General features: G+C 62.0%; 20 protein-coding genes and 1 pseudogene. 5 read left to right on the forward strand and 16 right to left on the reverse strand.

Annotation, left to right across the window (positions count from 1 at the left end):
- Nucleotides 1–24: 24 nt before the first annotated feature.
- From DESUT3_RS12300 to DESUT3_RS12310, 3 genes are all read left to right on the forward strand, one after another.
- A complete protein-coding gene (locus tag DESUT3_RS12300) occupies nucleotides 25–738 on the forward strand; it encodes a DsbC family protein (RefSeq protein ID WP_221248783.1) in 714 nt (237 codons plus the stop codon).
- A gap of 404 nt (nucleotides 739–1,142) precedes the next feature.
- Nucleotides 1,143–2,444, forward strand: coding sequence for an MFS transporter (locus DESUT3_RS12305; RefSeq protein ID WP_221248784.1), 1,302 nt, complete (start codon nucleotides 1,143–1,145; stop codon nucleotides 2,442–2,444).
- Nucleotides 2,441–3,238 (forward strand): glycerophosphodiester phosphodiesterase, encoded by a 798-nt coding sequence (locus DESUT3_RS12310; protein WP_221248785.1) that lies wholly within the window; start codon nucleotides 2,441–2,443, stop codon nucleotides 3,236–3,238. The genes DESUT3_RS12305 and DESUT3_RS12310 overlap by 4 nt, the downstream gene beginning before the upstream one ends.
- A 65-nt stretch (nucleotides 3,239–3,303) precedes the next feature.
- On the opposite strand, the gene DESUT3_RS12315 is transcribed toward DESUT3_RS12310, so the two are convergent.
- From DESUT3_RS12315 to ilvA, 10 genes are all read right to left on the reverse strand, one after another.
- On the reverse strand, nucleotides 3,304–4,263 hold the full coding sequence (locus tag DESUT3_RS12315) for an RluA family pseudouridine synthase (RefSeq protein ID WP_221248786.1): 960 nt from the start codon (nucleotides 4,261–4,263) through the stop codon (nucleotides 3,304–3,306).
- Nucleotides 4,260–5,555 carry a tRNA (N(6)-L-threonylcarbamoyladenosine(37)-C(2))-methylthiotransferase MtaB gene (gene mtaB / locus DESUT3_RS12320; RefSeq protein ID WP_221248787.1) on the reverse strand — a complete coding sequence of 432 codons (1,296 nt, stop codon included), beginning with the start codon at nucleotides 5,553–5,555 and terminating at the stop codon, nucleotides 4,260–4,262. Before mtaB ends, DESUT3_RS12315 begins: the two co-directional genes overlap by 4 nt.
- Entirely contained in the window at nucleotides 5,552–6,634 is a 1,083-nt protein-coding gene (mnmA, locus tag DESUT3_RS12325) for a tRNA 2-thiouridine(34) synthase MnmA (RefSeq protein ID WP_221248788.1), read from the reverse strand. Before mnmA ends, mtaB begins: the two co-directional genes overlap by 4 nt.
- A gap of 155 nt (nucleotides 6,635–6,789) precedes the next feature.
- Nucleotides 6,790–7,161 (reverse strand): Fe-S cluster assembly scaffold protein NifU, encoded by a 372-nt coding sequence (gene nifU, locus DESUT3_RS12330; RefSeq protein WP_221248789.1) that lies wholly within the window; start codon nucleotides 7,159–7,161, stop codon nucleotides 6,790–6,792.
- A gap of 42 nt (nucleotides 7,162–7,203) precedes the next feature.
- A complete protein-coding gene (gene nifS / locus DESUT3_RS12335; RefSeq protein WP_221248790.1) occupies nucleotides 7,204–8,412 on the reverse strand; it encodes a cysteine desulfurase NifS in 1,209 nt (402 codons plus the stop codon).
- Nucleotides 8,413–8,497: 85 nt separating this feature from the next.
- Nucleotides 8,498–8,929 (reverse strand): RrF2 family transcriptional regulator, encoded by a 432-nt coding sequence (locus DESUT3_RS12340; RefSeq protein ID WP_221248791.1) that lies wholly within the window; start codon nucleotides 8,927–8,929, stop codon nucleotides 8,498–8,500.
- Between the two features lie 3 nt (nucleotides 8,930–8,932).
- Nucleotides 8,933–9,628, reverse strand: coding sequence for a serine O-acetyltransferase (cysE, locus tag DESUT3_RS12345; RefSeq protein ID WP_221248792.1), 696 nt, complete (start codon nucleotides 9,626–9,628; stop codon nucleotides 8,933–8,935).
- Nucleotides 9,629–9,830: 202 nt separating this feature from the next.
- The gene (locus DESUT3_RS12350; protein WP_221248793.1) at nucleotides 9,831–11,882 is read right to left on the reverse strand and encodes a hybrid sensor histidine kinase/response regulator; all 2,052 of its coding nucleotides are present in this window, start codon (nucleotides 11,880–11,882) and stop codon (nucleotides 9,831–9,833) included.
- A 171-nt stretch (nucleotides 11,883–12,053) separates the two neighbouring features.
- Complete coding sequence (locus tag DESUT3_RS12355; protein ID WP_221252543.1) at nucleotides 12,054–12,242, reverse strand: DUF2007 domain-containing protein; 189 nt, start codon at nucleotides 12,240–12,242, stop codon at nucleotides 12,054–12,056.
- Between the two features lie 66 nt (nucleotides 12,243–12,308).
- Nucleotides 12,309–13,862, reverse strand: a complete 1,554-nt coding sequence (gene ilvA, locus DESUT3_RS12360; protein ID WP_225911495.1) for a threonine ammonia-lyase, biosynthetic — start codon at nucleotides 13,860–13,862, stop codon at nucleotides 12,309–12,311.
- A 212-nt stretch (nucleotides 13,863–14,074) separates the two neighbouring features.
- Between ilvA and DESUT3_RS12365 the strand changes: the two genes are divergently transcribed.
- Nucleotides 14,075–15,691, forward strand: a complete 1,617-nt coding sequence (locus DESUT3_RS12365) for a fumarate hydratase (protein WP_221248795.1) — start codon at nucleotides 14,075–14,077, stop codon at nucleotides 15,689–15,691.
- A gap of 278 nt (nucleotides 15,692–15,969) precedes the next feature.
- Here DESUT3_RS12365 and DESUT3_RS12370 read toward each other — a convergent pair whose 3' ends face one another.
- Nucleotides 15,970–16,854: an AraC family transcriptional regulator gene (locus tag DESUT3_RS12370; protein ID WP_221248796.1), complete on the reverse strand. Its 885-nt coding sequence runs from the start codon at nucleotides 16,852–16,854 to the stop codon at nucleotides 15,970–15,972.
- 184 nt (nucleotides 16,855–17,038) lie between these two features.
- On the opposite strand from DESUT3_RS12370, the gene DESUT3_RS12375 reads away from it, so the two are divergent.
- Nucleotides 17,039–18,130 (forward strand): alpha/beta hydrolase, encoded by a 1,092-nt coding sequence (locus tag DESUT3_RS12375; protein WP_221248797.1) that lies wholly within the window; start codon nucleotides 17,039–17,041, stop codon nucleotides 18,128–18,130.
- A gap of 289 nt (nucleotides 18,131–18,419) precedes the next feature.
- Here DESUT3_RS12375 and DESUT3_RS12380 read toward each other — a convergent pair whose 3' ends face one another.
- The 5 genes and pseudogenes from DESUT3_RS12380 to DESUT3_RS12400 form a co-directional block, all read right to left on the reverse strand.
- Complete coding sequence (locus tag DESUT3_RS12380; RefSeq protein WP_221248798.1) at nucleotides 18,420–18,776, reverse strand: hypothetical protein; 357 nt, start codon at nucleotides 18,774–18,776, stop codon at nucleotides 18,420–18,422.
- 152 nt (nucleotides 18,777–18,928) lie between these two features.
- Nucleotides 18,929–19,120, reverse strand: coding sequence for a cytochrome P460 family protein (locus tag DESUT3_RS12385; RefSeq protein WP_221248799.1), 192 nt, complete (start codon nucleotides 19,118–19,120; stop codon nucleotides 18,929–18,931).
- Nucleotides 19,121–19,124: 4 nt separating this feature from the next.
- Nucleotides 19,125–19,343: pseudogene (locus tag DESUT3_RS21340) on the reverse strand (alpha/beta fold hydrolase); the annotation flags it as partial.
- A 149-nt stretch (nucleotides 19,344–19,492) separates the two neighbouring features.
- Entirely contained in the window at nucleotides 19,493–19,897 is a 405-nt protein-coding gene (locus DESUT3_RS12395) for a RidA family protein (protein WP_221248800.1), read from the reverse strand.
- A complete protein-coding gene (locus DESUT3_RS12400) occupies nucleotides 19,872–20,189 on the reverse strand; it encodes a hypothetical protein (RefSeq protein ID WP_221248801.1) in 318 nt (105 codons plus the stop codon). The genes DESUT3_RS12395 and DESUT3_RS12400 overlap by 26 nt, the downstream gene beginning before the upstream one ends.
- Between the last annotated feature and the right edge of the window lie 95 nt (nucleotides 20,190–20,284).

Genomic DNA, 20,284 nt, shown 5'->3' on the forward strand with positions numbered 1-20,284 from the left:
CCCCACACATTCAGGAGCCTTCAAATGTACAGGAAACGCTTAGCACTGGTTTTTGCCATCCTCTGCCTGCTGGCGCAGGCAGGCACCGTCCTGGCCGCCGACCAGCCCGTCGCCGACCCGAAGGTCGCCGAGACCTTCCGCCAGGCCTTCCCCCAAGTCGCTTTCCAGGAGATCTACCCGAGTCCCATCCCCGGCCTGTATGAGGTCCTGGCCGGCAACAAGGTGTTGTATTTCGCTCCCGCCGGCAAACACCTCCTTGTCGGCGACCTCTGGGACAGCCAGGGGCGCAACCTCTCCCGGGAACGGATCAACCAGGTGATGTCGAAGAAGGTCGCCGATATCCCCCTGCAGAAGGCCCTGAAAATCGGCGACGGGCCGAAAACCGTTATTGAGATCACCGATCCCGACTGCCCTTACTGCCGTGAAGCCTCAAGGTTTTTTTCCACCCGAAAAGACGTGACCCGCTACGTCTTTTTCTTCCCCCTGAGCATCCACCCCGAGGCCGAGGCCAAGGCCCGCTACATCCTCTCCTCGCCCGAGCCCTCTAAGGCCTACGAGGAGGTCATGACCGGCCAGTTCGACAACAAGCCCCTTCCCGAGTTCAAGGACAACCACCAGCTCGAGACCCACCACCAGATCACCGAGTGGCTGGGAATCCAGGGGACCCCCAATTTCTGGATCAACGGCGTGTTCATCTCCGGGGCCAATTTTCAGACCATCGAGGAACTGCTCAAGTAACTCCCGCTCGCCCCGCTGCTTGTCTGCCTCCGCCCCGGCCCCGGCCGGGGCTTTTTTGTGCGCAACAGGCGGGAGCCGCAAGGGGTGTCAAAATTTGTTTTTGCCGCGGGCCAAATCCCCGGCAGGAACCTTAACCCCCCGGGGAAACCCCCGTCAACTCCCCGATTCCACGTCTTGAGCTTAATTGGCATTGCTCTTGCTATTTCTATCGGGCAAACAACGAATCCTTGGCCCCGGTGTTTCTCCTCCTGAACCCGGGGTCTTTTTTTATTTCCTGCATCTGCTGAAATGGTCTCCCCCCGGCCCCGCCAGATTCCCATGGGCAGACCAGCCCGCCTCTGCTATAGTTTTCACCTGAATTCATCCTGCGTTCGGCAGGCTCCCCACCACACGAAAGGTCTTCCATGTTCCGCACCCCCAGAGACAAGGCCTGGTTCGGCTGGTGCATGTACGATTGGGCTAACTCGGCCTTTGCCACCGTCATACTGGCTTCGGTTCTCCCCGTCTATCTGGCCGGGCTGGTCCCGGCACAAGGGGCGACCCTTTCCCTTTTCGGCCTGACCCATACCCTGCCGGCGAGCGCCCTGTGGGGCTACACGGTTTCGTTTTCCATGCTCCTGGTGGCGGTTTCGGCCCCCTGGCTGGGCGCCAGGGCCGACCATCGGGGGCTGCGGCGCCGGCTGCTGATCGTGTTCGGGTTGATCGGCGCCGTTGCTACCTCCCTGCTGTGTCTGACCGGACCGGGCGATTACCTGCTGGTGGCCGGCCTGTTCGTGGTGGCCAATGTCGGTTTTGCCGCCGGAAACATCTTCTACAACGCCTTTCTTCCCGCCCTGGCCCAGGGTCCGGAGCTCGACCGGCTTTCGGCAAGGGGCTTCGCCCTTGGCTACCTGGGGGGCGGCCTGATGCTGCTGATCGCCTTCGTGCTGATCCAGGGGTTTTCCTGGTTCGGCTTCAGCGACCGCGCCGCCGCCACCCGCGCCGCTTTTCTGCTCACCGGCCTGTGGTGGGGAGGGTTCGCCCTGCCGACCTTCTTTTTTGTGCGCGAGGAGGTCTTCGTCCACCCCCCGGGGCCGCTGCTCAAGGGGCTGAAGGGCTACCTGAACACCTTCGCCCAGATTCGCAGGTATCCGGATCTACTTATTTTTCTGGTGGCGTTCCTGTTTTACAACGACGGCATCCAGACGGTAATCGCCGTATCGGCCATATTCGGTCGGGAGGAGCTCGGCCTGTCGCAGACGACGATCCTCGGCACCTTCCTGATGATCCAGTTCGTCGCCATGCCGGGGTCTTTGCTGTTCGGCCGGGCCGCCGAACGCTGGGGGGCCAAGCGCGCGATCATGGTCGGGCTGGTGCTGTTCGTGGCGGTGACCATTTACGCCTACAGCATGCGGGAGGGGTGGGAGTTCTGGGTGCTCGGCTTCGTGGTGGCTTTGATTTTCGGCGGCTGCCAGGCGATCAGCCGCTCGCTCTACGCCGCCCTCATCCCCCCGGGTAAAACCGCTGAATTTTTCGCTTTCTACGCCATCAGCGGCAAGTTCGCCTCGATCTTCGGTCCCCTGGTCTTCGCCCTGATCGCCGACCTGACCGGCTCGACCCGCCTGTCCATCCTGGCCCTGGCCCTGTTTTTCCTGCTCGGCCTGGTTCTTCTGGCCCTGGTGGACGTCGCCAGGGGCACCGCCGCCGCCCAAGGAGAGATGCCATGACCTCGGTTTACCTGAAACCGCCCCCCCCGCGCCTCTTCGGCCACCGGGGCGCCTCGGCCCATTTTCCGGAAAACACCCTGCCGGCGTTCCGAGCTGCCGTCGAGGCGGGGATGCCCTACCTCGAGATGGACGTCTGGGCGACCGCCGACGGGGCGGTTGTGGTCCATCACGATGAAACCCTCCAGCGCCTCTGCGGGGTCGATCGCCGGGTGTCCGAAATCACCCTGGCTGAGCTCAGACGGATGGATGCCGGCTGGGGGTTCACTCCGGATGGAGGGGGCCACCCGTTTCGCGGCAAAGGAATCACCGTACCGACCCTTGACGAGGTGCTGAAAGAGTTTCCAACCGCCTTCTGCAACATCGAGATCAAGCAAAGCGCCCCTTCCATCGAGCAGCTGGTCCTGGATACGGTCAGGGGTGCAGGGATGGAGGCTCGGGTGCTGCTGGCTGCCGAACAGGACGCCATCATGACCCGCCTGCGCCCCCTGTGCGGCACCATCCCCACCAGCCTGAGCTACGGGGAGACCGCGGCGTTTTTCGCCTGGCTGGGCGGGGGGTGCAAGGGAGACTACCAACCGCCGGGGGTGGCCCTGCAGATCCCGGAGACCTGGGGCGGTCGTTTGCTGGTCAGCGCCGAGTCGGTGCAGGCCGCCCATGCGGTCGGGCTCGAGGTCCACGTTTGGACCGTCAATGACCCGCAATCCGTGGAGCGCCTGCTCAAGCTGGGGGTGGACGGCCTGATGAGTGATTATCCGGAGATGCTGGCTGGGGTGGCGGGGAAACACAAGGATTGATGAAAATCGAATAGCCCTCAAACGTTTTGTCTTTTCGAGCTAGAGATTGAAGAGTCGTCTCGGTCTTAGGCAGGATGGGCAGAACCGAGGGAGCGCTGGATTTCCTGGAATTGGGGATCGACAGCGAGAACAGCCAGGAAATCCTCCGGCGGGGGAGTGGTGAGGGTCAGGATCTCCGCCGAGCAGGGGTGCCGGAAGCTGAGGCGGAAAGCATGGAGCATATGCCGGGGTACCGGCAGGCTGCGGCTTCCGGCCTCAACCAGCATCGGCCCGCCATAGAGTTCGTCGCCCAGCAGGGGGAACCCCTCCCCGGCCAGGTGTGCGCGGATCTGGTGGGTGCGCCCGGTACGCGGCCGCGCCTCCACCAGGCTGAAGGTCGCGCCCCGGCCAAGCAGGCGAAAATCGGTCTGGGCCGGCTGGCCGCCGCTTCTCACCGCAAGGGTACGCCCCCGGGCAGCGGCCCGCAGGTGGTTGGCGACCGAAAAACTCACCGGCGGGTGCCCGGTCACCAGGGCCAGGTAGGTCTTTTGCACCTCGCGCCCGGAGAACTGCCGGGCCAACGCGAGGTTGGCCCCGCCGTCGAGGGCAAACAGCAGCAACCCCGAGGTGTCGACGTCCAGCCGGTGCAGCAGGATCGGCCTGCCGCCCCCGGTTTGGTCGAGGTGGCCGCAAACCCAGTCCAGAGCATTGGGGCGCAGCGAGCCCGTCGGGTGGCTTTCCATCCCCGCCGGCTTGCACAGGGCCAGCAGGTGCTCGTCGGCAAACACGACCTGGGGTTCGATTACAGTTTCAGCCGCGGTGCTGCGCTCCACGGTGAGCCGAACGGTTTCTCCTCCTGCCAGCAGGTGGGAGGCGCGCTTTACCACCCGGCCATCGACAAACACCTGCCCGCCGTCAAGGGCCCTTTTCACCGCCTTGCGGCTGACCCCCTCGAGGGAGCGGGCCAGAAACAGATCGAGCCGCTCGCCGGCCGCCTCCGGCCCGGGGCAGAGGGTCTCGCGGGACTGGACGGTGGCGGCGTTCAAAGCAGCTGCCCCTTGAGCCCGGCCAGCGTCCACTCCCGCACCCGCACCCGGGTCAAGGAGCCTTCCAAGCCCTCGGGCCCGGCGAACAGCACCGACAGGTAGTTGCGGCTCAGCCCCCGGTACAGCCCCCCTTCCCTCCCCCCTTCGACCACCACTTCGAGTTCCGCCCCGATAAACCGTTCGGCGAAAAGACGATTCTTCTCCTCGCCGAGGGCGCGCAGGCGGGCGGCCCGCAGCTTGACGACATCGCCGGACAGCTGCCCGCTCATGGTGGCGGCGGGGGTTCCCGGGCGGCGGCTGAAGGGAAAGACGTGCAGATGGCTCACCGGAAGGCTTTCGATCAGGCGGCAGGTGTTTTCGAACTCCCCTTCGGTTTCCCCGGGGAACCCGGCAATGACGTCGAGGCCGATGGCCGCGGTGGGCATCCGCCCGTGGATTCGGTCGATCAGCCCCTTGAAAAAGGCGGTGGTGTAGTGGCGGTTCATCCTCTGGAGCACCCCGTCGTCGCCGGCCTGCAGGGGGACGTGGAAATGCCCGCAGAGGATCGGCGATTCGGCGACCAGTTCGATGAGTTCTGGGGGAATCTCGGTGGGCTCGATAGACCCCAGCCGCAACCGGCGCAGGTCGGTTTCGCTCTGTACCCGGCGCACCAGCTCCACCAGGCTGCTGCGCGGCTCCAGGTCCTCGCCGTAGCGGCCGATGTGGATGCCGGTGAGCACGACCTCGGCATACCGGGAGTCGCTGAACCCTGCAACCTGCGCCACCACCTGGTCCGCGCTCAGCGAGCGGCTGCTGCCCCGGGCGTAGGGGATGATGCAGTAGGAGCAGAAGGCGTCGCAGCCGTTCTGGATCTGCACGAAGGCGCGGCTGCGTTCGGCGAAGCTGGACAGGGACAGGGGGACGGCCTCCCGGGAGCGGCGAATGTCCGAAACCGCGACCCGCTGCTCTTCGTCGTCCTCGTCGAGGTAGCGCAGAAAGTCTTTCTTTTCGTCGTTGCCGAGCACCAGCGCCACCCCGGGGATGGCCTTGAGCGCCTGGGGATCGACCTGGGCGTAGCAGCCGGTCACCACCACCCGGCAGTCGATGTTGAGCCGCCGGGCGCGGCGCACCAGGTTGCGCGACTGGGAATCGGTGGCCGCGGTCACGGTGCAGGTGTTGACGATCACCAGCTCGGCCCCTTCCTCGAAAGGGACGACCTGGTACCCGGCTTCGCGCAGCCGCTCCTCGATGGCGGCCGATTCGAACTGGTTGGTCTTGCACCCCAGGGTGGCGATGGAGACGGTACGGCTCATTCGATCCACCCCCCGCCGAGCACCTGGTCGCCTTGGTAGAAGACCGCCGCCTGGCCGGGCGTGATGCCCCGCTGGGCCTGGGCAAAGACGACCCGGGCCCGTCCTCCCGGCAGGGGGGTGATGGTCGCCGGCACCTCGCTGTGCCGGTAGCGGATGCGGCAGCGCGCCTCAATCGCCCCCGAGGGTTCGGGAATATGCCAGTTGACCTGGTGGACGCTGAGTTCCGAGCGCTGCAAGTGTTCCTGCTCGCCGACCACCACCTGCCTGTTTTCGGCATCGATGCCGACCACGAACAGCGGCTGATGCCAGCCGATCCCGAGGCCCCGGCGCTGGCCGACGGTATAGCGGTAGGTCCCCTGGTGACTGCCCAGCACCTGCCCGGAGACATGCACGATCTCGCCGTTCATGGCCCCTGCGCCCCGCTCCTCTTCGAGAAAGCGCACGTAATCGCCGTCGGGCACGAAGCAGATATCCTGGCTCTCGGCCTTCTCGGCGACCCGCAGGTTGAAGCGGGCGGCGTGGGCCCGCACCTCCTCCTTGGTCATCCCGCCCAGGGGGAAGAGCACCCGGGCCATCTGGGGCTGGGTCAGGGTGAACAGGAAATAGCTCTGGTCCTTGGCCGGATCGAGCCCCTTGCGCAGGCAATGGCGCTCGCCGTCCTGCTCGATCCGGGCGTAATGCCCGGTGGCCAGGCAGTCGGCCTCCAGCTCCCGCGCCCGGCGCAGCAGCAGCTCGAACTTGAGCACCTGGTTGCAGAGCACGCAGGGGTTGGGGGTGCGCCCGGCGAAGTAGTCGTCGCAGAAGCGGTCGATGACCTCGCGCTGGAAATCCTTCTCGAAGTTCACCACGTAAAACGGGATGTCGAGGCTCTCGGCCACCCGGCGGGCGTCATACACGTCGTCGAGGGAACAGCAGGTGCCGAAGGTTTCGCCGTGCTCCGCGGTAAAGGAGGAATAGTCCCAGATCTGCATCGTCATGCCGATGACCTCGTGCCCCTGCTCCTTGAGCAGTGCGGCGGTAACCGAGGAGTCCACTCCGCCGCTCATGGCCACGACGATTCGTTTTTTTCTTTCCAGCATGGAATTCCCGACAAGCACAAGGAGGGCGATCCGCCCCGGTCATCCCGGGGCGAAGGCCCTCCTTGGAAAACGGTGAACTGTGGACCGTGATCAGTGGTCAGTTTAAAGCTCCTGGCTTTTTCTGCTCACTGCCCACGGTCCACTGTCCACTGGTTTTAAGCCCCGTGCGTTTCCTTGTAATTCTTGATCGCCTCGTGCAGGGCGTCGGCGGCCAGGTTCGAACAGTGCATCTTCTGCGCGGGCAGCCCGTCGAGGGCTTCGGCAACGGCCGCGTTGGTCAGCTCCAGGGCCTCGTCGATGGTCTTGCCCAGGGCCATCTCGGTAACCATGGAAGAGGTGGCGATGGCCGCGCCGCACCCGAAGGTCTTGAACTTGATGTCCTTGATGACGTTATCCTCGACCTTGAGAAAGATCTTCATGATGTCGCCGCAGGAGGCGTTGCCGACCTCCCCGACCCCGTCGGCGTTATCGATCTCCCCGACGTTGCGGGGGTTGGAGAAGTGGTCCATGACCTTTTCGGTGTACATGTCTCGTGGCTCCTTTCGAATATCAGGCTGAAGTCTTGTGATTTATACGCTGCGAATCACCCGGCATTCGTCACAGGTGAGGGGTTTGCCCTGGCGGTTGTAAAGCGGGCTCATCTGCCGCAGGCGCTCGATGATTGCGGGGAGTTCCTGCAGCACGAAATCGATGTCTTCCTCGGTGGTTTCGGGCCCCAGGCTGAAGCGGGTGCTGGAATGGGCGAGCAGCACGTCGACGCACATCGCCCCCATCACGTGGGAGGGCTCCAGCGAGCCCGAGGTGCAGGCCGACCCGGAGGAGGCGGCGATCCCCTTCATGTCGAGGTTGAGCAGCAGCGACTCCCCCTCGATATAGGCGAAGCTGACGTTCAGGGTGTTGGGCAACCGCAGGGTGGGATGGCCGTTGACCTTGATCTCGGGGACCTGTTCGCGGATCCCCTGCTCCAGCTTGTCGCGCAGCCGCTTCATTTTGGCGGCGCACTCTTCGAGCTGGGCGCCGGCCAGATCGCAGGCCACGCCGAGCCCGACGATACCGGCGACGTTGTGGGTGCCGGCCCGGCGGTTGCGCTCCTGGTGACCACCGTGCAGCAGCGGGGTCATCTTGGTGCCGCGGCGGATGTAGATGGCGCCGACCCCTTTGGGAGCCCCGATCTTGTGTCCCGAGAGCACCAGCAGGTCGACGTTGGCCTTCTGCACGTCGACGGGGACCTTGCCCACCGCCTGTACGGCGTCGGTGTGAAAGCGCACCTTGTATTTGCGGGCGATGGCGCCGATCTCCTCGATGGGGAACAGGGTGCCGGTCTCGTTGTTGCCCCACATGACCGAGATCAGGATGGTCTGATCGGTGATCGCCGCCTCGAGTTCCTTGAGGTCGATCATGCCGTCGGCATCGACGCCGAGATAGGTAATCCGGCACCCCTGCTTCTCGAGGGCCTGGCAGGTGTTGAGCACCGCCGGGTGCTCGACCTTGGTGGTGATGATGTGGTTTCCCTTGTCCCGGAGAGCTTCGACGGTCCCCTTGATGGCAAAGTTGTCACCCTCGCTGCCGCAGGAGACGAAGACCACCTCCGCGGGCGAGCAGTTCAAAAGTTTCGCCACCTGCTCGCGCCCCTTCTCGACGGCGCCGGCGACGGCGCGCCCCGCCCAGTGCACGCTGGAGGGGTTGCCGAACTGCTCCCGGAAAAAGGGGAGCATGGCGTCCAGCACTTCCGGGCGCACCTGGGTGGTGGCATTGTTGTCAAGGTAAATCCGTTTCATTTCGGTTCCTCCGGTTTTTATTGTAGACGGCCCGCCGCGGCGGACCTCAACCTGATAAATTCTCTCCCTCGGCCGCAGGCGGCGCTCAGGCCCCCTCGCCGCCCAGCCGTCCCCTGGCTTCCCGGGTCAGGTCCTCGAGGGTGATCGAGGAGAGAAAGCCGCGAATCCGTTCGCCGAGGCCGTGCCAGACCGTGTGGGTGATGCACTGGTCGCTGCAGGCGCACTTGCCGTCGTTATCCATGCAGGAGACGGGGACCAGGGTCTCTTCGACGCTGTCGATGATCTGGTCGACCCGGATCTGCGAGGCGGGCCTGGCCAGCAGATACCCCCCGCCGGGGCCGCGGACGCTGGTGACGATCTTGCCCCTGCGCAACTTGACGAAGAGCTGCTCGAGGTAGGTCAGCGAGATCTCCTCACGGGCGGCGATGTCCCGGATCGACACCGGTTCGTCCTCGCCGTAGAGGTGCAGGCTGACCATGGCGCGCACCGCGTACTGGGCCTTGGTGGAAAGCCGCATGGATCAGACTTCCTCTTTTTCGTACACTTTGACCAGGCCGCGCAGCCTCTCCTGCTCTTCGGTGAGTTGGCGGACCTTGCGCTCCAGGGCGCGGATCTGATCGAAAAGACAGGAGATCGCCTTGGCTTCGGGGTCGGGGAGTTGACCGTGCTCCAGGTCGGCTTTGGGTTCGTCCACCTTCTTGCCCCCGGCCAGAACAACGCGGCCGGGAACCCCGACCACCGTCGAGTTGGGAGGCACCTCTTTGACCACCACCGAGTTCGAGCCGACCTTGCTGTCGTCGCCCACCGTGAAGGGGCCAAGGATTTTTGCACCCGAACCGACCACCACGTTGTTGCCCAGGGTGGGATGGCGCTTTTCCTTGGCCCAGGAGGTGCCGCCGAGGGTCACCCCGTGATACAGGGTGCAGTTGTCACCGATCTCGGCCGTCTCCCCGATCACCACCCCCATACCGTGGTCAATGAAAAATCCCTTGCCGATTTTGGCGCCGGGATGAATTTCGATGCCGGTGAAAAAGCGCCCGAGGTGAGAGACGAACCGCCCCGGGAAAAAAAGCTTGCGTTGCCAGAGAAAATGGGCCGCGCGGTGAAACAGAACGGCATGAAACCCCGGGTAGCAGAAGATGATTTCGAAGACGCTGCGCACCGCAGGGTCCCGCTCGAAGACCACCCTGAAATCTTCTTTCAACGTCTGAAACACGCCATTTCTCCTTTATCCACGGATAACAAAAGCCGGAAACGCCAGGTCTGACCCGGCACATGCCACACAGCAGTCCGCCTGCCCCGCTGAATTTTCATAACCGATAACATACCTGAGCAAAACTGTCAATTATTTTGGCGAGAGATGGCTGCACTGGAAAGCCCACGGCTGGAAATGCGCTGCCAGGCCAGGGGAAAGCGCTTCAGGAGCCTTGCTTGGGGAGGGTGAAGAAGAATCGGGTGCCACGGCCGACGGTGCTTTCGGCCCAGATCCTTCCGCCGTGGGCGTCGATGATTTTTTTGCAGATCGACAGCCCCAGGCCGGATCCGCGGCGGGCCTCGTCCCGATAGAGCTGGGAGAATGGCTCGAACAGCCTGGACATCAGGTGCGCCGGGATCCCCGCTCCGCTGTCCTCCACCATCACCCGCGCCTCTGTCGGCAGGTCGTGGAGGACCACCCGAATCCGGCCCCCGGGGCGGGTGAACTTGACGGCATTGCCCACCAGGTTGACGATGACCCGGTGCAGGCACTCGGTGTCGAACAGGGCGGAGCAGCGCTCGGGGACCGAGACCTCGAACTGCAGGTCCTGGGCGGCGGCGAGCGCCGGCATGTCCCGGCAGGCCTCGCGCAGCGCGCCGCAGAGATCATGCTGGGCGATTTCGAGGACCATCTTGCCCGCCTCGAACCGCGAGAGGTCCAGGATGTTGTTGACCAGTTCGACCAGCCGGTCGCTGCTGGCCAGGGCGGCTTCGAGAAATTCCTTCTGCTCCCCGGTCAGGTTGTCGGTACCCACCTCCTGCAACAGCGAGCAATAGCCGCTAAGGATGGTGACGGGGACCTTGAGGTCGTGAACCGCCGCATTGAGATATTCGGCCCGTTCCCGCTCGGCCAGGCGGAGTTTTTCGTTGACCTGCTGCAGGTCGGCGCGGGCGTCCCGTAGCTCCTGCTCCAGGCGCCGCTTTTCGGTGACCTCGCGAATGGCCGCCACCCGCAGTTCGCCGCGGATCGCTTGCCTGCTGAGACTCAACGAGAGCAGGCGCTGCTGGCCTCGGGCCGTGCGGACCGCCACATCGAACCGGGCGTTGGGGAGCACGTCCTCGGCGTCCTGTTTCTGCCAGGTCAGTACCCGGCGCAGCGACTTTTTGTCCAGGACCGAGGCGAGGTTGAACCCCGGCAGCCGGTCCCGGGGCACATCGAGGATCTCAAGGGCTGCCCGATTGGCGAAGACGGCTTCGGCGGCCGGGTTGAAGGCGATCAGCCCCTCCGAGGCGCACTCGAACAGCTGCTCGTAGATATCCTTGACCGAGAGTTCCTCCTCCACCTGGCGCTTGGCGCTGCGCAGCAATTCCGACTCTTCCCGGAGCTGGCGAAACTGCTGCGCGTTGCGCAGTGCGTTGGCCGAGGCATCGATGATCTTCTGGCACAGATTTAGCTCGTGGCCGGAAAAATCCCCCCGCGTCCCCTGCAACCGGGCCACCAGGGCTCCGGCCACCCGCCTTGCGCAGCGAACCGGAAAAGCCAGGGTGGTTTCCTTCTCCGACCCGCCGCCCCCTCTGCCACCGCCCCCCGGCTGAGGTGCCCCCTCACCTTCGACAACCAGTGCCTTTCCCGTTTCGATGACCTTCCGGATGGTCGGCGAGTGGTCGAGAAAAATCCGCAGACCCGCAAGGTTCGGATCATCGCTGGTGGAAAGTACGTAGCCGCCGCGACCGTCCTCCTGGACAAGGGCGGTGGTGCCCCCGTCGACCCCCTCCAGCAGTTGGGTTATCTTGCCGGAGACCTGGCGCAGGATGTCGCTGGTTTCAATCGAGGCGCTGACGCTGCTGGCGACATCGAGCATGGCCTCGTAATCCCTGGCCTTGCGGTCAAGGGTTTCAAGGGCCCGGCATTTCAGCAGCCCCCCCTGGATGCGGGCCACCAGTTCGGAGCCGTCCAGCGGTTTGGCGAGATAATCATCGGCCCCGGCCTGAAAGGGGTTGACCGAGGCTTCCAGGTCACTGCGGGCGGTCATCAGCAGGATCAGGGTGTATTTGAATTCGGGAAGGACACGCAGCCTTCGGCAGACATCCAGGCCGTTCAGACCGGGCATGACCAGGTCGAGGAGGATCACCTCGGGGTGATGGGTCCGGGCCAGGCTCAGGGCCTGCTCGCCGTCGCCGGCCTCGAGGGTGGCATAGTCGAACCCCTGAAGCAGATCCTTCAGGACCTGGCGGATGAAGCGGTCATCATCGGCGATAAGGATAGTGGGCTGCAAGCGGATCCCCTCCGGGGGGTGCGACAGTGATCATGACATTAAACATCTCAAAGTAGCATAGATCGTGCCGAAAATGGAGATATTTCGCAGAACCCGCGACAGCTGAACAAAAAAACGCCTCCCCACTGCCGGAAGCGTTGATCGAAATGAAGTGCTAGGGAGCCTCTCCCCTCAATGGCGCGTGGCCTGGCCCAGCAGTTCCTCGGCCCGGGGCAGGTCTTCCTCGGCTACATGGATCTGCTGAGGGCCGATGCCGCGAACCGGTTCGGGCCGCAGGGTGTACTCGATGGCCCCCTTGCGCAATATGGCCTCGACCCGGGAAAGGTCCCGGCTGTCCTTGGGATCGTAAAACAGCACCATGGTCATACCCCCTTTCTCTGGCTCACCCGATGGATTGCATAACTATTTTACCACCGGAAAGCCCAATTACAGAAAGAGCCGATAGGCGCTGTTTTCCGTTTCCTCCACGTAACGATAGCCCAGGTTCTCCAGAAACTCCTTTAACTTTCCCTCTTCCCCCGGCGGGATCTCCAGGCCGATCAGCACCCGCCCGAAATCCCCCCCCTGGGTGCGGTAGTGAAACAGCGAAATATTCCAGTCCTGCCCCATGGCGCTGAGAAACTTCACCAGGGCCCCGGGGCGCTCGGGGAACCAGAAGCGGTAGAGAACTTCGCTGAAGGCCTCGGCGGAGCGGCCTCCGACCATGTAGCGGATGTGGGTCTTGGCCAGGTCGTTGTCGGTGAGATCGATGTTCTGAAACCCGTGCCCGGTCAGCTGTCGGCCGAAGGCCTGCCGCTCCTCGGCGTCACGGATGGAGATGCCGACAAAGATATGGGCCTCGCTGCGGCTGGAGAGCCGGTAGTTGAACTCGGTGACGTTGCGGCCGTCGCCGAGTTCGGCGCAGAAGCGCCGCAGCGCCCCGGGTTTTTCCGGAATGGTCACGGCGAACAGCGCCTCCTGCTTTTCGCCGATCATGGTCCGCTCGGCGACGTAGCGCAGCCGCTCGAAGTTCATGTTGGCCCCCGAGTTGACCGCAACCAGGGTCTGCCCGGCGACCTTGCGCTCGCGCACGTATTTTTTCAGCCCCGCCACCCCCAGCGCGCCGGCCGGTTCGACGATGGAGCGGGTAGCCTGATAGACGCTCTTGATCGCCCCGCAGATCTCGTCGGTGTCGACCCGGATGATCTCGTCGACGAAGCGCCGGCACATGTCGAAGGTCAGCTTGCCGATCTCGCGCACCGCCACCCCGTCGGCGAAAATGCCCACCGAATCGAGCGACACCCTTCGGCCCTGCTCCAGCGAGCGCGCCATGGCGTCGCTGTCCACCGGCTCAACCCCGACCACCCGCACCTCGGGGCACAGGGCCTTGAGGTAGGCCGCCACGCCGGCGATCAGCCCACCGCCGCCGACGGGCAGGAACACGGCATCCAACTTTCCGGCGCTCTGGCGCAGCAGTTCGTCGGCCACCGTCCCCTGCCCGGCGATGACCAGCTCGTCGTCGAAGGGATGGATAAAGGTCATCCCGGTCTGCTCGACCAGCCGATCGCAGTGGTCCTGGGCCTCGGAATAGCTGTCGCCGTGCAGGATCACCTCACCGCCCAGGGCCCTTACTGCATCGACCTTGATCTGCGGCGTGGTGGCGGGCATCACGATGACCGCCCGGATGCCCATGCGGCGGGCCGAAAAGGCCACCCCTTGGGCGTGGTTGCCGGCCGAGGCGGCAATCACCCCGTTTGCCTTCTCCTGTTCGGAGAGATGGGCCACCTTGTTGTAGGCGCCCCTCAGCTTGAAGGAGAAGACCGGCTGCAGGTCCTCGCGCTTGAGCAGCACGCGATTGCCCAGCTTGGCCGAGAGGGCCGGGGCTTCCTCGAGGGGCGTCTCCATCGCGGCCTCGTAGACCCGGGAGGTCAGGATCATCTTGAGCATCTTCTGCATGGCGAAACCATTGGGTGAGGGTAAAGTCGACGATACAACGGCCACCGGGGGCGAGGCCTTTCGCCCACCTTTCCTAGCACAACTGGGCCGTCTCCGCCACCAATTTTCCGCGAGTCCCGCACCCGCCCCATACCCCTGTGAGATTAACCATTTTTGAGCTTTTCAAGTGTATACAATTTGTTTATACTTGGCCGGATACAGAATCTCGCGGCCTTGCGCCGCTGCCATACCACATTCCATCACAAGGAGAGAGAGACATGCCGGAATTCAAGTACCAGGATCCGTTCCCGCTGGGCAAGGACCAGACCAAGTACCGTCGGCTGGAGGGCTCCGAGAAGTTCGTTTCCGTCGCCAATTTCGATGGCAAGGAAGTGCTCAAGGTTGATCCCGAGGGGCTGACCACCCTGGCCAACCAGGCCTTCCGCGACGTCTCCTTCTTGCTGCGCCCCGAGCACAACGAGCAGGTCGCCAAGATCCTCTCCGACCCCGAAGCGACCATGAACGACAAGGGTGTGGCCATCGCCTTTTTGCGCAACGCCGAAGTTGCCGCCAAGTTCGAGCTGCCGACTTGCCAGGACACCGGTACCGCCACCATCGTCGGCAAGAAGGGCCAGCAGGTCTGGACCGGCGTCAAGGACGAGGAGTTTCTCTCCAAGGGGGTCTACAAGACCTACACCGAGGAGAACCTGCGCTATTCCCAGACCATCCCCCTCGACATGTACAAGGAGACCAACTCGGGCACCAACCTGCCGGCGCAGATCGACCTCTACGCCAGCGAGGGGATGGAATACAAATTCCTGTTCGTCACCAAGGGCGGCGGCTCGGCCAACAAGACCTATCTGTTCCAGGAAACCAAGGCCCTGCTCAACCCCGAGAGCCTGGAAAAATTCCTGGTCGCCAAGATGAAGACCCTGGGCACCGCGGCCTGCCCCCCCTATCACCTGGCCTTCGCGGTCGGCGGCACCAGCGCCGAAACCTGCCTGAAGACCGTCAAGATGGCCAGCACCAAGTACTATGACGCCCTGCCCACCACCGGCAACGAGGGCGGCCAGGCCTTCCGCGACCTGGAGCTGGAGGAGAAGCTGCTCAAGGCCGCGCAGGCAAGCGGCATCGGCGCCCAGTTCGGCGGCAAGTACTTCGCCCACGACGTACGCGTCATCCGTCTCCCCCGCCACGGCGCCTCCTGCCCGGTCGGCATGGGGGTCTCCTGCTCGGCGGACCGCAACATCAAGGCCAAGATCAACAAGGAGGGGCTCTGGATCGAGGAACTCGACCGCAACCCCGGCCGCCTGATCCCCGAGGCCTACCGCCGCAAGCACGAACACGGCGTGCGCGTCGACCTCAACCAACCGATGGCCAAAATCCTCGCCGAACTGACCAAGCACCCGGTCGCCACCCCGCTGCTGCTTACCGGCACCATCGTGGTCGGCCGCGACATCGCCCACGCCAAGTTCAAAGAGATCCTCGACAGCGGCAAGCCGCTGCCCGATTACCTGAAGAACCACCCGATCTACTACGCCGGCCCGGCCAAGACCCCCAAGGGCAAGCCCTCGGGCTCCTTCGGCCCCACCACCGCCGGTCGCATGGACTCCTACGTCGACCTGCTGCAGGCCAACGGCGGCTCCATGGTCATGATCGCCAAGGGCAACCGCAGCCAGCAGGTCACCGACGCCTGCAAGAAGCACGGCGGCTTCTACCTCGGCTCCATCGGCGGCCCCGCCGCCCTGCTGGCCGAAGAGAACATCAAGAAGGTCGAGTGCATCGACTTCCCCGAGCTGGGCATGGAAGCGGTCTGGAAGATCGAAGTCGTCGACTTCCCCGCCTTCATCCTGGTGGATGATAAGGGCAACGACTTCTTCAAGGGCCTGATGTAAGCCGAACGACAGGGCCGTATCCCGCAGGGAGCACACGGCCCTTATCCTGCAAATAGCTAAAGCACAAAACAGCAAGAGCCTCCCGGCCTTATTGATTGGGAGGCTCTTCTTGTTTTATGGCGCGAATCGAGGGCTGGATGCATTGCCTTCGGTGTTCCATAATTCCTTAGAAAATCCAGGAACCGATTATGAGAGGATTTATAGGAGACAGCTTCTTGTCGTCCTAAGCAGCTCCGAATATGGTCGTTTTTAGGATATGGTCACCCTATCTGCATACATCAGGTGGCACGCATCTCCTTCATCAACTCGGCAGGACTTTGTCCGAAATACCTTTTGAATTCACGGCTAAACTGGGAGGGGCTTTCATACCCAACCTTGTCGGCGGCAAGATAGGCTTTCATGTTTTCCTGCACCATGAAATCTCTTGCTTTTGTTAACCTGATTTTCTTCAAATATTGCAGAGGAGAATCGGAAGTGACCTCTTTAAAAGCACGATGGAAGGCAGAGACACTCATATGGGCCGTCTTGGCCAACTGTTCCACATCGAGCTTCTCTGCATAATCGTTCTGTATACTACTCAAGACACGTGCCACCTGGGAAAACGTGTCACTATACATGGCCAGCGAATGGAGCACCGGCGCCTGGGTGCCGCAAAGAGCCCGATAAAGGACTTCCCGCACGAGAGTTGGTCCTAAAATCTGTGCTTCCTTCACGGACTTCAAGCACTTGACCAGCCTCGTCGTTGCATCCAGCATATCCTCGTCCATGACTGCCGGGCCGACCCCACGTGGCAATGATCTATCCCCGCCATTACCGATCTCCGTTACAAGATCAATTCGACCGATCAGGTCACGCAACTGCCCAATATCAATATCTATGACGAGGCCGCGCACTGGTTCCTCAGGACTGGCAAAGGTCTCGTATTCCATCGGCATGGCCACCGAGACCACCAGGTAATGGTTCGCGTCATATCGAAACTTCTCACTACCCAAGTAGGCAATCTTATGGCCTTGAATAACGATGCAGATGCTGGGTTTGTAAACCGTCTTTTTCCTGGGGATATATGTTGTCTCTTGAAAAAAATGCACTCCGTTGAGCAGGGACGGAGACGGTCCGTCATCTTTCATCGGAAAACTTTGTAGCAGCTCAGCAATCTTGGACACGAAACACCTCCTATCCCAAATGTCATTTTAGGCAATACCAATAACGAAAATCCACCTGAAGGTCAATATCCAAGCAGAAATAGGCAAGCTTTTGAGAGAAACAGGTATTCCAGGTCAGCACCCGGGACGCTACATTTATTCGCAGAATATTAACAGAGTAAAAAAACGTAAAGGAGAAACGACTATGAAAAAGTGGAAAACCATCGGCTTGATTGCCGCAATGATTGGAGCGTTAACCATGGCCAACACCCCTGTGTCAGCAAAAGACCTCTCTCTTGAAACCAAATGGGACAAGACCTTCGACAAGAGCGCCAAGGTTGACCACAAGAAGGTCACCTTCAAGAACCGCTATGGCATCATCCTGGCGGCTGACATGTACCAGCCGAAGAATGCCACCGGCAAGTTGGCGGCAATTGCTGTCAGCGGCCCCTTTGGCGCAGTGAAGGAGCAATCGTCGGGTCTATACGCGCAAGCCATGGCCGAACGCGGCTTCGTCACGCTGGCGTTCGACCCCTCCTACACCGGGGAAAGCAGTGGCGAACCGCGCAACGTCGCCTCGCCGGACATCAACACCGAGGATTTCAGCGCCGCTGTGGATTTCCTTGGCTTGCTGCCGAATGTTGACCGCAACCGCATTGGCGTCATCGGCATCTGCGGGTTCAGCGGCATGGCACTGACTGCCGCCACCAGCGATTCGCGTATCAAGGCGCTCGCCACGATTTCCATGTACGACATGTCCCGCAGCATGAGTCGCGGCTACAAAGACAGCTACACGATGGAGCAACGCCAAAAGGTCATCGACTACCTGAGCCAGCAGCGTTGGGCAGACGCGGAAAGCGGCGAGAATGCACTCGGCTATCACGAGGTGCCGTTTGACGACAAGGGCAATATCGTGAAGGGGCAGCGCGTGTTGCCTGAATCATTGCCCGAAAACCCGAACCCGGTTCTGGTGGCATTCTTCAACTACTACAGGACTTCGCGAGGATTCCATCCGAGGGGCATCAATTCAACGACGGCGTGGACGGCCACGACCCCGATGTCCTTCTTCAGCTTCCCGATGTACGCGAACATCGAGATGATTTCGCCGCGTCCGATTCTGCTGATCGCAGGGGAAAACGCCCATTCGCGCTACTACTCCGAGGATGTTTACAAGGCGGCTTCCGATCCCAAAGAATTGCTGATCATGCCAAATGCAGACCATGTCGATCTGTATGACCAAATGGATAAGATCCCGTTCGACAAAATCACAGAGTTCTTCGGCACGCATCTAAAGTGACGTGATGGCCCGAGCGGGGATGAGTACAACAGCCCCCGGTTTTGCCGGGGGCTGTTCAAGTCAAAGAACAGAAGGAGTCCCGCATTTCGTCTTACTGGATTTTGACAATCCCTGAAATGCCAGACCACAGCTTTCTCACAGGTCCTCTGCTACAAGAAAGCGTTATCCCCCAATCCCAGGACGTTTGTCACTTTGCCCCACCATCCCCAGCTTGGCCCTGTTGTCAACAAATAGAATTGTCCGGTTTTGTAGCAAATGAATTGTCCACTTTGCCTGGCAGGGAGGGTACTCAGGCCGCATCCTCTTCTTGGCTCTCTTTGTTCAGCCCGTTGGGGTGGTAGTTGGCCAACCTTCGCGGGCCGTGAAAGATCGCCAGGGAGCCGTCTGGATAGCGATGGACCCGGACTTTAGCATTGATGTAGTTGCACCGATGCTGGTCCTGGGGGATCTGAAGGGTGAGCCGTTCGAAAGTGATGCAGTTGTTGCGGCCAACGGTTCTGTCGTACTGCTCGCAAAGAATGTCGTCGATCACTTGGCCGGCGAGCAGCGGGACGAAGCAGGATCCCTTCTCTGCGGCCGCTTCTTTGAATTCGGCATTGAAGGCGGGCAGGTAACGTTCGCGTAGGTAGCGGTTGGCCTCGGCCATTTCAGTGATGCCGGAAAAAAAAGGGGACGGATTTATTTTTGAGGCACCTCATCGCCGAAAAACTCAACTCAAATAAGACATGCGTGGGGGAAGGTTCCCCATTCCCCCCCCCCCAAAAAAAATCCTCGGCAATTGTCCTCTGCGACCATGTGTTAATTGAGGGGTGGATACCCGTAGGTATAAACCCAGTCGTTCTCCTTTACAGGGAGGTGGCACTGGATGCACTCGGTCTTGTAGTCTTTGGTTACGGTTGTGGCCGGATCGTCCGCGCTGAACAGCGCCCAGCCCCAGCCATCGCCCCAGGGCGGGTTGCCGGGAAAACGGCCTTTGGCGTCCTTGACCATCACGAACCACCAGGACGAACCGCTCCAGGTTGTCGATGTGGTCCTGCAGCAGGTAGCTTCGGTCCTGGGGCGTTTCGCTTTTGCCGAAGCCCATGTGGTTGGGGGCGATCACGCGATGTCGCGGCGAAAGAGCCTCGATGAGGTGCCTGAACAGGTATCCCCAGGTCGGCTCTCCGTGAAGGGCCAGAACCGTTTCGCCTCTACCCTCGTCCACGTAGTGCATCCTAAAACCCGGCGCCTAGCTGTAGCGGGCTTCGAAAGGCCAGGTGCCGTCGAAGGTCTCCTCGGGCGGGACGGCCGGCAGGTGCCGCAATTCGTTTTTGTCGGTTGCCATGTCTCACCTTCTGTAAATGGGGTGTGAAGTCACCGCTTTCACCTTCGCTCCACCGCCTCGTCGGCGACGGCGACCGCCTCGATCTCGAGCAGCGCCTCGGGGGAGTAGAGGGAGCTGACCTCGACGATGGTGTCGGCCGGATAGGGAGGCGTGAAATAGCGACCACGCAACTCGACGATCTTCGGAAAGTTCGACATGTCCCGAAGGAAGATCGTGACCTTGATGACGTTCGCGAGGCTTGAGCCGCCGGCCCGCAGAACCCGCTCAAGGTTGGCGAAGACCTGCTCCGCCTGGGCGTCGAAGTTGCCGGCGCCGACGATTTGTCCGTTGCCGTCGATCGCTGCCTGGCCCGAAATGAAGAGAAGCTCGCCGACCCGATAGCCCTGGGCGAGGCGGAAGGGTTCGTACGGGTCGGGGTCAATCGTGATCCTCTGGATCTTCATAGGTTTTCCTCCCGGATGAAGGTCTTGTTTGAGTTCCGGTTGTTGCCAAAACTCCCAATGCCAGCAGCAGATTCAGGAAAAGCAACAGGGGCACGACGATACTCGGCGCCAGCACCATCGGGAATTCAAAAATGAAGGTGAAGCCCGGCTCGTTCATCCAGTAGTTCGTGAACCCAAAGGTCGGCAGGATGATGATAGCGGGGCCGATGAGGCTCCAAAACCGCAGTGCGCGATGCCTGATGACCTTTCGCAGCAGCAGCCTGCCCACGAGGAGGGCGGAGAGGCCGTACAAACTTTGGGCCCTGCGGGCGATGAACAGGCAGAAGACGAAAACGGCAAACAACGGATATGGGGAGTAGGGGAAATTTCATGAATGGAAGTTCCCCT

Source organism: Desulfuromonas versatilis (assembly GCF_019704135.1).
Lineage (GTDB): Bacteria > Desulfobacterota > Desulfuromonadia > Desulfuromonadales > NIT-T3 > Desulfuromonas_A > Desulfuromonas_A versatilis.